This window comes from Rothia sp. HMSC071B01, from assembly GCF_001808945.1.
GTDB lineage: Bacteria > Actinomycetota > Actinomycetes > Actinomycetales > Micrococcaceae > Rothia.
Genome location: NZ_KV795070.1, coordinates 80,194 through 94,570, shown reverse-complemented (window position 1 = coordinate 94,570; position 14,377 = coordinate 80,194). Strand labels below are relative to the sequence as shown.

11 protein-coding genes are annotated in these 14,377 nt (G+C 63.4%); all 11 read right to left on the bottom strand.

The features are described 5' to 3' along the window. Window positions 1-57: 57 nt before the first annotated feature. The gene (locus HMPREF2527_RS02080) at window positions 58-1,461 is read right to left on the bottom strand and encodes an enterochelin esterase domain-containing protein (protein ID WP_141744433.1); all 1,404 of its coding nucleotides are present in this window, start codon (window positions 1,459-1,461) and stop codon (window positions 58-60) included. A 529-nt stretch (window positions 1,462-1,990) separates the two neighbouring features. Next, a complete protein-coding gene (locus tag HMPREF2527_RS02075) occupies window positions 1,991-2,833 on the bottom strand; it encodes an ABC transporter ATP-binding protein (protein ID WP_049337914.1) in 843 nt (280 codons plus the stop codon). Next, a complete protein-coding gene (locus HMPREF2527_RS02070) occupies window positions 2,833-3,939 on the bottom strand; it encodes a FecCD family ABC transporter permease (protein WP_012903306.1) in 1,107 nt (368 codons plus the stop codon). Before HMPREF2527_RS02070 ends, HMPREF2527_RS02075 begins: the two co-directional genes overlap by 1 nt. Next, window positions 3,939-5,006, bottom strand: coding sequence for a FecCD family ABC transporter permease (locus HMPREF2527_RS02065; protein ID WP_083294445.1), 1,068 nt, complete (start codon window positions 5,004-5,006; stop codon window positions 3,939-3,941). The genes HMPREF2527_RS02070 and HMPREF2527_RS02065 overlap by 1 nt, the downstream gene beginning before the upstream one ends. A 143-nt stretch (window positions 5,007-5,149) precedes the next feature. Then, window positions 5,150-6,196, bottom strand: coding sequence for a plasmid partitioning protein (locus HMPREF2527_RS02060; protein ID WP_070506029.1), 1,047 nt, complete (start codon window positions 6,194-6,196; stop codon window positions 5,150-5,152). Window positions 6,197-6,409: 213 nt separating this feature from the next. Then, window positions 6,410-8,461 (bottom strand): peptidase, encoded by a 2,052-nt coding sequence (locus HMPREF2527_RS02055; protein WP_070506027.1) that lies wholly within the window; start codon window positions 8,459-8,461, stop codon window positions 6,410-6,412. Between the two features lie 126 nt (window positions 8,462-8,587). After that, window positions 8,588-9,661 carry an ABC transporter substrate-binding protein gene (locus HMPREF2527_RS02050; protein WP_049349009.1) on the bottom strand — a complete coding sequence of 358 codons (1,074 nt, stop codon included), beginning with the start codon at window positions 9,659-9,661 and terminating at the stop codon, window positions 8,588-8,590. A gap of 368 nt (window positions 9,662-10,029) precedes the next feature. After that, on the bottom strand, window positions 10,030-10,731 hold the full coding sequence (rpe, locus tag HMPREF2527_RS02045; protein ID WP_070506026.1) for a ribulose-phosphate 3-epimerase: 702 nt from the start codon (window positions 10,729-10,731) through the stop codon (window positions 10,030-10,032). A 54-nt stretch (window positions 10,732-10,785) separates the two neighbouring features. Then, window positions 10,786-12,768, bottom strand: coding sequence for an RsmB/NOP family class I SAM-dependent RNA methyltransferase (locus tag HMPREF2527_RS02040; RefSeq protein ID WP_070506024.1), 1,983 nt, complete (start codon window positions 12,766-12,768; stop codon window positions 10,786-10,788). Beyond that, window positions 12,765-13,733 (bottom strand): methionyl-tRNA formyltransferase, encoded by a 969-nt coding sequence (gene fmt, locus HMPREF2527_RS02035; RefSeq protein WP_070506021.1) that lies wholly within the window; start codon window positions 13,731-13,733, stop codon window positions 12,765-12,767. Before fmt ends, HMPREF2527_RS02040 begins: the two co-directional genes overlap by 4 nt. A gap of 6 nt (window positions 13,734-13,739) precedes the next feature. Further along, window positions 13,740-14,345 carry a peptide deformylase gene (def, locus tag HMPREF2527_RS02030; protein ID WP_070506019.1) on the bottom strand — a complete coding sequence of 202 codons (606 nt, stop codon included), beginning with the start codon at window positions 14,343-14,345 and terminating at the stop codon, window positions 13,740-13,742. Window positions 14,346-14,377 lie beyond the last annotated feature (32 nt).

The following is a 14,377-nucleotide window of genomic DNA, read 5'->3' as shown; positions in this document are numbered from 1 at the left end:
GCACGCCCACCATGCGGGGTGTGCTCTACCCGTGCAGGATCCCTAGGCGATCTCTCGCTACTCCTCAGCTAAGCTCCGCTCAGCGCGCTCAGCCTCCCGGCGGGCAGCAATAATACGTTCCAACGCCGGCACAATCGCACCGCGCCAGCACGCATAATCGTGACCGCCGTTGAAGGCCGTGCAACGCGCATTCTTCAGGCCCAGCTTTTCCAGGCGCTCCTTCAGCTCGCGGTGAGGCGGTACCAGAACCCACTCCTGCTCCCCCACCTCAATCTCAAGGTACAGGTGGCGCAGGCGGTCAATCTCACCCGCCGCCTCCAGCTCGTCCAGGCGGTCCATGACCTGCGGCTGCCAGAGCGACGAAGACTGCGCAATCGCGCCGCCAAACGCCTCCGGGCGGCTCAGCACCGCCAGCAGGGAGGACAGCCCGCCCAGCGACTGACCGTTAATCACAATGTTCTGCGGCGCGGTCTTAATGCCGTGCACTGCCTCCAGGTGCGGGAACGCGATCTCTACCAGGTAGTCGGCAATCGGGTTGTCGCCGTTCAGCTCCTTCCAGCGGTTCTCACGACCGCCAGAGTGCAGGAAGAACACGTGCATCGCCGGAATACGGCCAGCCTCGTGGGCACGGTTGAGGGTGTGCTCCATACCCTGGCTGAACCACATCTCACCGTCGAACTGGATGAACAGCGGCGCATCCGGGGCGGGGTCACCCACGCGGCCGAGCACATACTGGTGACCGTCAGAGGTCTGCATCCACTCAGGGGCGGGCAGCGCGTCAATCTCTTCCTGAGTCAGGATGAACTCCTGCACCGGCGCGTGCTCAAGCTGCACCACACCCATGCAACGACCGATACGGTTGCACGCGGTCTCGGGGTTCAGCGGGTCGCCCTCACCGGAATCCAGGGCGGCGCGCAGACGCACCTGGTCATCATCGCCCAGCCAGGCGGGGCGCTCGCCGGGCAGCGCCGGCAAGAAGTTGTAGGAGGCACGCCAAGTGGTTTCCATCTGCATGCTCAGTTGCCACCAGCCAGTGCCCTCGATGCGGGCCATGAGGGAACGGTCAAGGTTCTTCTCATCGGTCAGGCGGTTGATGAACATGAGCACCTGCTCCGCCTGCTCGTTGTGGTACAGAAAGGTGACGATTCGCTCGTTCTCACTGATGCTGCCGTCTTCGCGGTGCACCGGCTCGATAATGGGGGTGCCTTCGGAGACGACCTCAAGGATGCGGGCGTTCAGCTCTTCGGGGCTGACCGCCTCGGCGATAATGGCGCTAATGAGGGGGCTGTCCACGCGCGGTGCCGGTACGGGGCGCGGGATCTTGGGAGGGGCCGGGCGCACGGTCGGCGCAACGGTACGCGGCTGCGCCGAAGTAGCCTGTTCAGAAGTGTTCTGTGCAGAAGTATTCTGGGCAGAAATACTCTGCGCGGGAACGGTCGCGGTGGGTTCGTGCTCGCCCAACGGTTCCTCCTTGGTCTGTGGAAACACTCAATCGGTGAGAATCGGTGAGGAGGCGCATTATCGTTAGTTAGCCTCTACTACCTCACTCTATGGTATCCCTTACCCAAACTCCAGCCAAAGGGAAAAGCGAAAGAACCACAACATGACATTCATGACAGCGAGCACACGCTAATAAAACCCAAGCACAAAGCTGCCACAACCCCGCCCAGCCCAGCCCCACCTAAGACCAGCCCAGCCCAGAAGTTAAAAGAGATGAGGCACCGAGACCGTGCATCAAACCTCTCAAGTCGCAACTTTCAAAGTCTCATGCGGCAGTCTCGGTGCCTCATCTACGGGTTCCCAAAATGGAACCTACCCAGTGCTCGGATCCGTTCATGCGTCAAAGACGGGCGAGCACCGGGTAGGCGCCCTACGCGCAGGGGATCCTGGGTCCCTCAGATCCTAGCGTTCGCTGCTTGGCGCAATGCCGAGCTTTTCCACCCGTACTGAGACGGTTGGTGCTAACTCCCACGCGGCTTAGGGGCGAAAACTATTCGCTTTCGCGGGCCGCCGAAATAGCGTCAGCGGCAATATGAATTGTTTGGTTCTCCTTCGGAATAACCAAAGGGGTACCAGTGCATGGATCAGGAATAATGACCGATTGCAGGTCAAAAACTTCCTGAATGAGTTCCGGTGTAATTATCGCACGCGGATCGCCCTGAGCGATAATCCGGCCCTGCTTCATTAACACAACATGAGTAGCATACCTGAAAGCGAGGTTCAGGTCATGCAAAACCACGGCTACCGTTCGCCCTTCGGAATGCAATTTCTTCGTCAGGTTCAGCACCTCAATCTGGTGCGTGATATCCAGGTAAGTGGTCGGCTCATCCAGCAGAATCAGCGGGGTCTGCTGCGCCAGGGTCATGGCAATCCACACGCGCTGACGCTGACCGCCCGAAAGCGCCTCAATGGGACGCTCAGCAAGCTCCAGCACATTCGCCGCCTGCATCGCCTCCACGCAGGCGCGCTCGTCCTCATCAGACCAAGAACGCAGCAGCGACTGGTGCGGGTAGCGGCCGCGCGCCACCACATCCGCCACGGTCACGCCGCTAGGCGCCTCCGGGGTCTGCGGCAGCATCGCCAGGATCTTGGCGATAGCGCGGGACTTCATCTGCGGCAGTGGGGTGCCGTCCAGGCGAACCTCACCCTCCTTGAGCGGGTTCACGCGGGCAAGAGCCTTCAAGGTGGTCGACTTACCGCAGGCGTTCGGGCCCAAGATAACGGTCAGCTCCCCCTCCGGCACCTGAAAATCTACCCCGTTGAGCACCGTATGCTCACCGTAGGCAACCACCATGTTCTCGCCTTCAAGGCGGGTCGTCACACTAGTGTTCACTAGCTCTTCTTCCTTTCGAGGTAAATCAGGTAAATCAGGTACAGGCCGCCAATCGCGCCGGTCACTACGCCCACCTGAATGATGCGTCCGGGAACAGCGAATCGGCCAATCAGGTCAGAGCCGAGCACCATGAGCGCACCCATGAGTGCCGCGGAGGTGAAACCCACCCCGCCGCTGCGAGACAGGGTCTTCGCGATGTGCGGTGCCGCCAAGGCGACAAAGGCAATCGGGCCAGTCGTCGCGGTCGCCAGCGACACCAGAAGCACACCGATGAACAGCGCCGCCACACGGTACGCGTTCACGCTCACACCCAAACCGGATGCCACCTGGTCGCCAAAACGAATCGCGCCCAGCGGGCGGACCAGCATCAGCAGCAGCGGAGTCACCACGAGTAGCAGGCCCAGCAGCGCGTAGGTGCGCTCCCAGGTGATGTCATTGAGCGAACCTGCAAGCCAGGACGCCGCGGTCTGCGCCTGAGTCAGCGAGGCACGCACCACCAGCAACGCGTTGAACGCCGCCAGGGTCGAGCCCACACCAATACCGACCAGCACCAGGCGGAAGCCGTGCAGACCCGTACGGCGAGTCAACAACCACACCAGCACCGAGGTCGCCAAGCCACCAACAACGGCACCCAGAGCAACCTCAACGGGGCCGGAATTGAACACAATAATCTGCAGAAGCGCACCGGTCGCGGCACCATTCGTGAAGCCGATAATATCCGGCGAACCCAGAGCATTACCCGAAATCACCTGGAAAATCGCACCCGACAGACCAAGCGCCGCGCCCACCAGAAGCGCCGCCACAATACGCGCCGCACGCTGCTGAGCGAAAGCCACCGTAATCTGCTTGCCCTCACCCAGCAACGCCGGGATCACCTTATCCGAGGCGATATTGTAGTCACCCTGCAACATGCCCCAAAACGCCAGCGCCGCAATCAGCACCACCAACGCCACATTCAGAATCAGTACGCGCCACGGCACCTGAGCGCTCACAGGACCGCGCACAGTCAGCACCGGGCGGCCACCCAAATCGCGGCCACGACGACGCGCCGAACGATTAGCGGAGGTGGTGGCAGTCGCCATCGAAAGAGCGGAAGAATTCGACATTAGAGAGCCTCCACCTTACGACGAGTCATCAAGAACAAGAACACCGGGGCACCGGCAAGAGTCGCCACAATACCCACCTGAGTCTCCTGCGGAGCCACCAGCACACGCGCCAACACGTCAGCACACAGCAGCCACACCGGACCCAACAACGCCGAACCATAATTCACCCAGCGCACATCATTACCGAGTAGGGCACGCACCACAAACGGCACCGCCAAACCCACAAAACCAATCGGACCCACCGCAGCAGTCGCCGCACCGGCAAGCACCGTCACCGCCAGAAGAGTCAGATTCTGGGTCGTACGCACACTCACGCCGAGGCTGGTCGCAGCCTCCTCGCCCATACTCAAAGCATTAATCGCAGGAGCCACAAAGAACGCCACCAGCATACCCAGCACAATCACCGGACCCACCGTCGACGCGATATCCATACCGCGGCCCTCCAGCGAACCGGCAACCCACACACGGAACTCGTTATACGCATCCTGATCAGCCAAAATCAGGCCCTGCGCAATCGCCGACAGCGCCGCAGAAATCGCCACACCCGCCAGAGCGAGCTTCACAATCGACCCGTCACGGCCACGACCCAGCGTGTACACCAGCACCGCAGCCAACGCGCCACCAATCGTCGCAGCAACCATGTACTGCCAAATACCCATCACGCCAAAAACCACCACGGAGCCAATCACAGCCACCGCAGCACCGGCATTCACACCCATCAGGCCGGGCTCAGCCAACGGGTTACGGGTCAGCGACTGCATCAGCGAACCGGCAACAGCCAACGCCGCACCCGCCGCAAGACCCACCAGGGTACGCGGAATACGCTGCTCCATCACAATCGTCTGCGCCTGCTCAGAAGCAGTGCCATTAAAAACAGCCAGAACCTCATCCGGCGGAAGATTATTCGATCCGAACAGCAAAGAAGCAGCCACAGCACCCGCCAAAAGCACCGCAAACAAGAACAGAAAAGCCAGGCGCTTACCCAACTTCTGCCCCTGAATCACAGACCCCTGACGGGACGTACTCTCCTGCTGAACACCTCGGGACAATGAGCTCGTGCGGGCCACTATGCTCCTTATGCTCGATACAAGAAAACGGGGAGGCGCACCCGGCACCCCGCCGCAAGAGGGGGCACCCGGCACACCGGTAGATAATGAGAGAAACGCCGGAGCGGGTAGGGTACTCCCCCACCCGCATCCGACGTTATGTCTTAGCGCTTGCGGGCCAGCAGCAGCGCAGCGGCACCCACAATGCTTACGCCCAGAACCACCACGCCAATCCACGGGAACGCAGCACCGTAAGTCACGGTCTGAACGGTGGATGCGGTGTTAGCCGCGCCCGAAGCCGAAGCGCTCGGGTTTGACGCAGTACCGCGCGCAGCAGCCGAAGAGGACGCGCTCGCCGAAGCGGTCGCCTTCTTCTGGGCATTTGCAGAAGCCGAAGCAGCAGGCGCAGCGGAAGAGCCAGAGGTACCGGAGGTACCGGAAGAGTCAGCTGCCGCGTTCAGACGGTCGTACTCCTCCTTGGTGATGGTGTTGCCGTCAGCGTCGGTGTACACGGTCTCAGCCTCAGCCGCGCCGCCTGCAGAACCATTCGAGGAACCGTTCGAGCCGCCATTGGACGAGGACTCGTTGGAATCGTTAGAGCCCTGAGCCTCGTCTGCAGAGTCTGAGTTGTTAGAGTTCGAGCCGCCGTTCGAGGAACCACCGTTGCTCTTCGAGCTGGAAGAGCCGCGGTTCGAGGAAGAACCCGAAGAGTTCGAGGAGGAATTATCCGAACCGCCCTCACCCACCACGGTGAACTCGGGGCTGCGGTTGCTGTACGCCTCGGTACCCAGGTACTTGCCGTCCTTGTCACGCTTCTCACCAGTTGCAAGGAAACGCAGGGTGTGGGTGCCAGCGCCAACATCCGGCAGAATGAAGGAACCGGAGACGTTACCGTTACCATCGGTCTTCTGCTGGTGCACCACGCAAGCGCCCTGAGCCGCGTCGGAGGGGCACAGGTTACCGTCGTCCACCTTCACGGACACCACAGTATTCGCGGGGAAGCCGCTCACGCTAAAGGAAATCACGCCGTGCTCGCTCACAGAAGAGGAAACGGTCGAAGAGGTGCCGGGGGTCGATGCCTTTGCACCGCCCGGAGGCAGAGCGGATGCGGTGCCAACACCCAAGCCCAGCGCCAGGGTTGCGGCAGCGCAGGCGGTCAGCGCCTTAGAGGTCAGGGATGCCTTCGGGGCTCCCGAAAAAGGTGCACGCATGGTGGTCCTTTCAAAATTACCGGGGTCGACACTGAACGCTACCGGGTTCGTGCCAGTGCAGTTCAGTAGGTCGGTGCAGTTCAGTAGGTTGCGACCCGAGTGGTTAGTGGGGCATCCGGCCCACGCCCCTGTTCAAGGGTGCGGGGCCAAGAGTGGGGGGCGTGAGCCGGTGCCGATATGAATGTGTGGTCAGAGCTTACTTCTTGAGAGAGCTTACTTCTTGGAGGTGCGCAGCAGCAGAGCCGCAGCCAAAACCACCAGGCCAGCCGCCGAAAGCAGCAGGTTATTGGCGTTGTTGACCAGCCACTTGGTCAGACCGGTCAGCTCAGTACCCTCAATGACCGGGCCCTGCGCCTTCGTACCTGCGGCGGATTTCTGCGAGTTCTGCGTGTTCTGCGAGTTCTGCGAACCGGCGGCAGCCTTCACTGCCTTCTTTGCGTTAGCTTCGGTCTTCTGCAGGTTGGATGCCAAGGTCTTCTGCGCGCTCTGAACCTTCGCCTTAGCCTGCACGCGGTTCACGACCGGAGCGGTGCTCTGCGAGAGCGCGGCGAGGGATGCGTCCACGTCGGTGGCGCGGGTGCTGATGCGGCCGCCCGCGTTACGCATGGGAACCGGCGCTGTAGAGGTGCTGGTTGCGGGGTTCTCGTTCAGCTCTTCGACCTGCTGGTCGGTGGCGTCCTGCTCATCGCGGGAAACTTCCTGACGAGGGGTAACGGCACGTTCCACGGTCATGTCAGCAAAACCGAGCACCGCATTTTCAGCGCCCTGGTTGCCGTTGTGCACGACCACACGGTAGGTGGCGGCGGGCATGCTCACGCTGGTTTCGTAGCTGAAGCTGCGGTTGCCATCCAGACGCTTCCAGCCGGAGCCGTAGAGGGTCTGCGGGGAGTTGCCGAGGTAGGTCGCGGCGTACACCCAAGTGCCCGGTTCAGCATTCGGCACGGTCACGGTCACGGTGGAACCGTCACGGCTCACCTGCACGCCATTACCCGCGGTCAGTTCGGAGGCGTTGACCGGCTCGGGTGCGTCAATGGGGGCGTACTCCGGAGCCTTGTCGCTGAGCTTAATCTTCTGTCGAATAGACACACCACGGTCGTAGTTTTTACCCTGCTCATCTGCTCCGCCCAGGGAACCGGAGAGGATCTGCACGTTGTGCTCGGAATTTTCGGTAGCCCAGCCTGCCTTAGCCAAATCTTCAGCGCTCAAGCCGGTGTTTTCGGTGGTGGGCAGGGGAACCTCAACCTCGAAGGTGCCGTCTTCATTGGCGATTGCCATGAAGTTTGCGGGCGAGTTGCCGCCCTTCTTGGTCAGGGGGTTAATGGCCTGGTGCGCATTATCGGGGACGGCATCCAGGAATTTGACCGCAAATATGGCGCCGCGACCGGGAGCATTACTTACGAAGCCTTCACCGCGCACCACAATCTTGCCTTCGCGCCACTTTTCGGTGGAGATGGTGACATTCGCCTTCACCGGGTTCGCGGGCTTGGGGTCAGCAGGCTTGGGGTCAGCGGTGGGCTCTGCGGTAGGTGCCGGGGTGGGTTCTGCGGTAGCAGAGGGCTCCGCAGTAGGCTCGGCAGTCACAGAAGGCTCAGCGGTAGGCTCGGCAGTTGCAGAAGGCTCTGCAGTTACGCTGGGCTCAGCGGTAGGCTCGGCAGTCGCAGAAGGCTCAGCGGTGGGCTCAGCGGTCGGTGCCGGGCTCGGAGCCGGGTCGCTCAGCGTAATATTCTGCGACACAGATGCACGACGGTCGTAGGTGTTACCGTCCGCATCCGTACCGCCCAGGGAACCGGAAAGCACCTGAATACGGTGGCTGGTACCCTCCACGGTCCAGCCCTTGTTCTTCAGCTGCTCAGCGGTCAGACCGGTGTTTTCGGGGGTCGGCAGGGACACCTCAACCTCAAAAGTGCCGTCCTCCTTGGCGGTTGCCATGAAGTTCGCGGGCGAGTTGCCGCCCTTCTTGGTGATCGGGTTAATCGCCTGGTGCGCTTCATCCGGCAGGGCGTCGAGGAACTTCACGGCGAACACTGCGCCGCGACCGGGTGCGGTGCTGGTAAAGCCGGTGCCGCGCAGCACGAGCTTACCTTCACGCCACTTCTCGGTGGAGATGGTCACGGCAGCCTTAGCTTCCTGCTGGGTGGCGGCGGGGGTATCCGCGAATGCGAGAGTGGTGCCGGTCAGCGCTGCTCCGGGGGTGATGAGCGCGCCGGCGAGAGCCACGACGGCACCGTAGCGGGCTGCGGTGCGCACGGGTCGAGTTTCGGTCATTGTGGTCCTTGAGGATGGTGTGGTGGGTCGTGCATCCCCTTCCCGCCGCGGTTTTTAGGTCGCGGCGAGAAGGGTGGCGGAAGCTTCAGCGGGTGATTGCTTCACAGGGTATTTAGAGTGGGGCGTTTAGAGCGGAAGCGCCTTCTTGACGTCTTCGATAATGCCCTCGAGCAGCAGCGGGCCGCCGGTGGAGGTCCACTTGGAGCCGTCCACGAGAATCACGTGGTCGTCCTTGACTGCCTTCAGGTTGGTGAAGCCGGAGGTTTCCTTCGCCTTATTCAGTGCTTCTTCGGCGCCCTGCAGACCTGCGGTACCCTGTGCGTTCGGGTTCTTCTGGCTTGCGCCGCCGAGGGTGCCGAGGAACATGTAGTCCGCGTCGATGGTTGCCAGGTTCTCCAGAGAGACCGGTTCGGAGTGGCCCTGGCCGTTGCGGTCCTGCGCCTCGGGGCGCTTGAGGCCCAGGTCGTTGAGTACCTGGCCGGCAGGCAGTTCCTTGAGGATCAGGGCGGGGCCGTTGCCTGCCCAGCGGACGATGGAGAAGGTCTTGTCGCCGTACTTGGGGGCGAGCTGATCCTTCAACGTTGCGGCGTTTGACTCGTATGCCTTGATGACTTCTTCGCCCTTGTCGACCATGTTCATAGCGTTGGCGACGTTGCGGAAGTTGATGCGCCAGTCGCCGCCCGCGTAGCCGCAGTAGACGACGGGAGCGATCTTCTTGAGGGTTTCGAAGGCCTCGGAGCGCTTGTCCACGCCGGTGGAGTCGACCAGAATCAGGTCGGGATCAAGGTTGCCGATCTGCTCGTAGTTGACCTGGGCGACGGTGCCGATAATCTGCACGCCCTTGGCGCGGTCGGCAAGGTAGTTGGGCACGCCGGACTGGCCGCGACCGGAGACGGAACCGACGGGGGTCACGCCGAGGGCGAGCAGGCCGTCGAGGGTGGGTTCAGAGAGGACGATAACCTTCTGCGGGTTGGCGGGAACTTCTACATTCTCGTCGTCAATGTCCTTGATGGTGCGGGTACCGCTGTTGCCACCGGAGGTGGAACCGCCGGAAGTGGTGGTCGTGGTGGTCTCGCTGCTGCATGCCGCGAGGGCGAGAGCAGCCGAGGAGGCGAGCGCCAGGCCGAAGAATGCGCGGCGGTTAACGCCCGATGCGCCGTGGTTTTCGGCGTCGGTCAGCTCGGTTCGGTTGAAAGACATAGTTCCCCCTAGATATGACTAAACTATACCTAACCTTACAGATATCTGAGTGTTACATCAAGGCGGGTTCAGCTTGGATTCTCCGACCGCAGGAATGCCCGGTTTTGCCGCGGAATTGCGCGGGGTAACGTATTTCACGCTTTGTCATAGTCTTGCTGACACTACGTCACTTAAATGGGGGTCTATCCCCTGCTATTACCTTGCTATAAATCTGCGGTGGTTGAGAACGCCTGGCACGCAAAACGCCCCGCCGCGAAGAGCCGCGACGGGGCGCAGACTTCACAACGGGGCGTTGAGGTTTTATAGACGCGGGGGTGTCATCGATGCGGGGCACCGTTACAAGCAAGCACCGTTACCGGCAAGCACCGCTAGTGGCCGCAACCGCAACCGGCGCCGGAACGCTTGACCGATGCGGCCGCCGCACGCAGGGAGGCGATGGCCGCCTCCGGGCCGCCGAGCGCCTCGTCCACACCGTAGACCGAGCTACCGGCAACGAAGCAGGTTGCGCCCGCCTCCGCGGCACGCAGGATGGTCTCTTCGGTGATGCCGCCGTCCACCTGCACGGTCACCGGCAGGTTCGCGCCCTCAATCGCCTTGGCGGCGCGGGCGATCTTCGGCAGGATCACGTCCAGGAACGCCTGGCCGCCGAAGCCGGGTTCCACGGTCATGATCAGCAGCATGTCCAGTTCGCTGAGCATGTCCAGGTAGGGTTCCACGGCGGTCGCCGGACGCAGCGCCATACCCGCCTTCGCCCCTTCAGCACGCAGGGTGCGCGCCAGCTTGATGGGGGCGATAGCCGCCTCCGCGTGGAAGGTCACCGACTCGCAGCCCATGCTGGCGTATTCGGGTGCCCAACGGTCGGCGTCCTCAATCATCAGGTGCACGTCGAACGGCACCGGGGAGATTTCGCGCAGACGCTTGACCACCGGCGGGCCCCAGGTGAGGTTGGGGACGAAGTGGTTGTCCATCACGTCAATATGCGCGGCGTCTGCGGTGGAAATGCGCTCCAGCTCGCGCTGCAGGTTCGCGAAATCCGCCGAAAGAATCGACGGGTTAATAGCAATACCCATGGGGTTCCTTTCAAATCCGTGCCGTATGGCGGATGATGCTAGGCGGTGAAGCGGCTAGTTCTTACGCAGCAGGGCGAGGAACATTGCGTCGGTTCCGTGCACGTGCGGCCACAGCTGTGCGGTGGTCGGGTTCTGAGAAGCCTTCACGGCCGGGGCACCCTTCTTGACCTTGATTTCGGGGGTGTGGCCGGGGTCCTTATCCCCCGCCAGCACGCTCACGGGTTCGCCGTTCGCGCCTTCGGTGTGCAGGGCGACTTCGCGCAGTGCGGCGGCGGAGTCGAGCAGGCTGACCGCGCCGCTTTCGAGCACCTCAGCCACAATGTTCTGGGTTTCTGCCGCGTGCGGGGAGCAGGTCACGTAGGCGATGACGCCGCCGGGGCGGGTCGCCTCAATGGCTGCGTCCAGGAGCTGACGCTGCAGGGGCAGCAGCTCGGCAATATCGCGCGGGGACTTGCGCCAACGCGCCTCGGGGCGGCGGCGCAGGGCACCCAGACCGGAGCAGGGCACATCCACCATCACGCGGTCGAAAAGCTGACCGGGTTCAATGGATCCGGGCAGGCTGGAGGCGTTCTTGCGCAGGGTCTCGCGGATCTGGCGGCCGTCGCCGGTGAGTACCGTGTAGCTGTCCTCGGGCAGGGGGCGCATGGAGGATTCCACGAGCTGGGCTCGGTGCGGTGCCGCCTCGTTGGCGACCAGGGATGCGCCGCGCTGAATACCGAGCGCGCCAAGGAGCGCCGCCTTACCGCCGGGGCCTGCGCACAGGTCGAGCCAGGCGGTGTCGGTGCCGTCCAGGGGTGCGGCGGCGAGCGCGCGTGCCACCAGCTGGGAGCCGGCATCCTGCGCGCGGACGGTGCCTTCACGTACGGATTCCAGGCGCGCCAAGTCGCCGGAGGCGTACAGCGCCGAACCTTCAACCAGCTCGCCATCGACGGCACCCTGTTCGCGTGCCTCGTCGAAGCTACCCAGACCGGGCAGCGCAACCAGGTTCACCACGGGGGCGAGGTTGTCCGCTTCGAGCAGCTGCTCAATTTCGGAGGCGGGGCGACCGTGCGCGACGAGTGCCTGGCGCATGGAACGCACAATCCAGCCGGGGTGCGAGGCGAGCAACGCCATGCGCTCGGTGTCATCCTTCGCGTCCTCGATGATGAGTTCGTACCACTCCTCGGGGGTGCGCTCGGAGACGCGGCGTAGCACCGCGTTGATGAAGCTTGCCGGGCCCGCGCCGATCTTTTCGCGTGCTAGGGACACGCTCTGGTTCAGTGCCGCGTGGGCGGGAACGCGCATGTTCAGCAGCTGGTGCACGCCCATGCGCAGCACAATCAGGGTGGTGGTGCCGACCTTCTCGATGGGGCGGTCTACGCAGCGGCTGAGGATTGCGTCGTAGGTGCCCTGGTGGCGCAGCGTGCCGTAGGTCAGCTCGGTTGCGAAGCCTGCGTCGCGGTGGTCGAGGCGGTGGCTACGGATCGCCTTGGGCAACACGAGGTTCGCGTAGGCGTCAGATTCCGCCACGGAGCGCAGTACGTCGAAGACGGTTGCGCGTGCGGTGTCTGCAGTACGCGAGCGTGCGGAGGGTGCCGCCGCGGAGAATTCGCGGGCGGACATGGAGCGGCGGTTGCGTTCGTGGCCGCTCTTATTGCGCTGGGAGGTGCCGCCGCCACCGCGTTTGGTGTCGTCGTGTTCGGTCTTGGCGCGGCGTGCGGCGCGTTCGACGCTGGTCAGGCCATCGAAGCGGCGACCGGTGCGCGATTCGCTGCGGGAGTTGTCGTTCCACTTCTGCGGGCGGCCCTGAGAGCGCTGGTTCTGGGAGCGCTGATTCTGGGAGCGCTGGGAGCTCTGGGACTGCTGGCGGTTCTGCTCACTCACACCAGAGCCGTTGCCAGCGCCGGAGCGGCGGCGACGCTTACGCTTCGCACCGCCCTCACTCTGACCATACCCCTGGCCGCCGCCCTGGCTGAACTTGCCGTTGCCAGGCTTGCCATTGCCAGCGTGACCGGGCTTGCCATGTCCTCCCTTGTAGGGGCGCTTTTCGTTGCTCATACGAGTACCACCAGGCCTTCCGCCATGTCCTTGCCAGCGCCGCGAGCCCACGCGGGCGCATCCATCATTTTCTTACCGGCAGGCTGAACCTGCAGCAGCATCAGGGGTTCGGTACCGGTGCCGACCAGTACCTTCTTCGCGTGCAGACGCACCGCACCGGGGGCGAGGGGGCCGCCGTTCGCCTCGGTCAGAGACTGCACCAGGCGCTCATCGGCTACCGCCAGGCCACCGATCTTGAAGCGGTTTTCGCCCAGTTCGCACCATGCGCCGGGTTCGGGGGTGACGCCGCGGAAGCGTGCCAGGATCTGCTCTGCGGGTTCGGTCCAGGTGAGGCGGCCGTCGGCAATGCTCATCTTGGAGGCGTAGCTGACCGATTCGTCCTCGACCTGCACGGTGCCGCTCTCGCCCGCTTCGAGGCGTTCGAAGGTGCGTTCAAGCAGTGCGCCGCCGCTGGTGGCGAGGCGCATCAGCACGGTGCCTGCGGTGTCGTCGGCGGCTACGGGGGTGGATTCCTGTTCGAAGGTGGGGCCGGTGTCCAGGCCTTCTTCGAGCAGGAAGGTGGTGGAGAAAATTTCCTGCTCACCGGCGATGAGGGCACGCTGTACGGGGGCGGCGCCGCGCCATGCGGGCAGCTTGGAGAAGTGCAGGTTGACCCAGCCGTAACGCAGGGATTCCAGCGCGGGCAGCGGCAGCAGGGCACCGTAGGCGACCACGGCGGCTGCGTCAGCGTTCAGTTCGGCAATGGCTACGGCGGCTTCGTCGTTCCAGCGGTTTGCCTTCACGATGGGCAGGCCGAGCTCTTCGGCGCGCTGCGCGACCGGGGAGGGGGTGAGCACGCGCTTGCGGCCCACGGGGGCGTCTTCGCGGGTGAGCACGCCGACCACGCGCACCTTATCGGAGTTCGCCAGGTAGTCGAGCGGGGGCACGGCAACGTCGGGGGTGCCTGCGTAAATGATGTTGAGCATGTGAGCCTACTTTCCGAAGCTACCGAAGGAGGAACCAGCAGAACCGGCACCGAACGCACCGCCGCCGCCAAAGGCACCGCCCACGCGGGTTGCACGCTCGGTCACGGTCTTCGCGGCAACAGTGTTGTAGTCTGCGGCGCGCAGGGCACGCATCACGCGCTGGCGGTCTTCACCCACGAGGCGGTCGATGAACAGCTTGCCGTGCAGGTGGTCGGTTTCGTGCTGCAGCATGCGCGCGAACAGGCCCTCACCCTCCAGCACGAGGGGTTCGCCGTGGCGGTCCACGCCGGTCACGCGCGCCCAGTTCTTGCGCGGGGTCGCGGACTTCTGGCCGGGCACGGACAGGCAGCCTTCGCCGCCTTCCTGGTCTTCTTCGCCAACCTCAAGCACGGGGTTGATGATGTAGCCTTCGCGGTCGTCAATGCCGCCAAAGGTGAAGATCTGCTTGGAGATGCCAACCTGCGGGCCGGCAAGGCCCACGCCGCCCACGTCGTACATGGTTTCTAGCATGTCGTCGATGAGTCGTGCCAGGTCGTCGTCGAAGACGGTGATTGGGTCGCAGACGCTGCGCAGCACCGGGTCGCCTACGGTGCGGATGCTCAGGATGGTCATGGTTCTCCTTTGCCGGCGCCGGGCCGGGAATG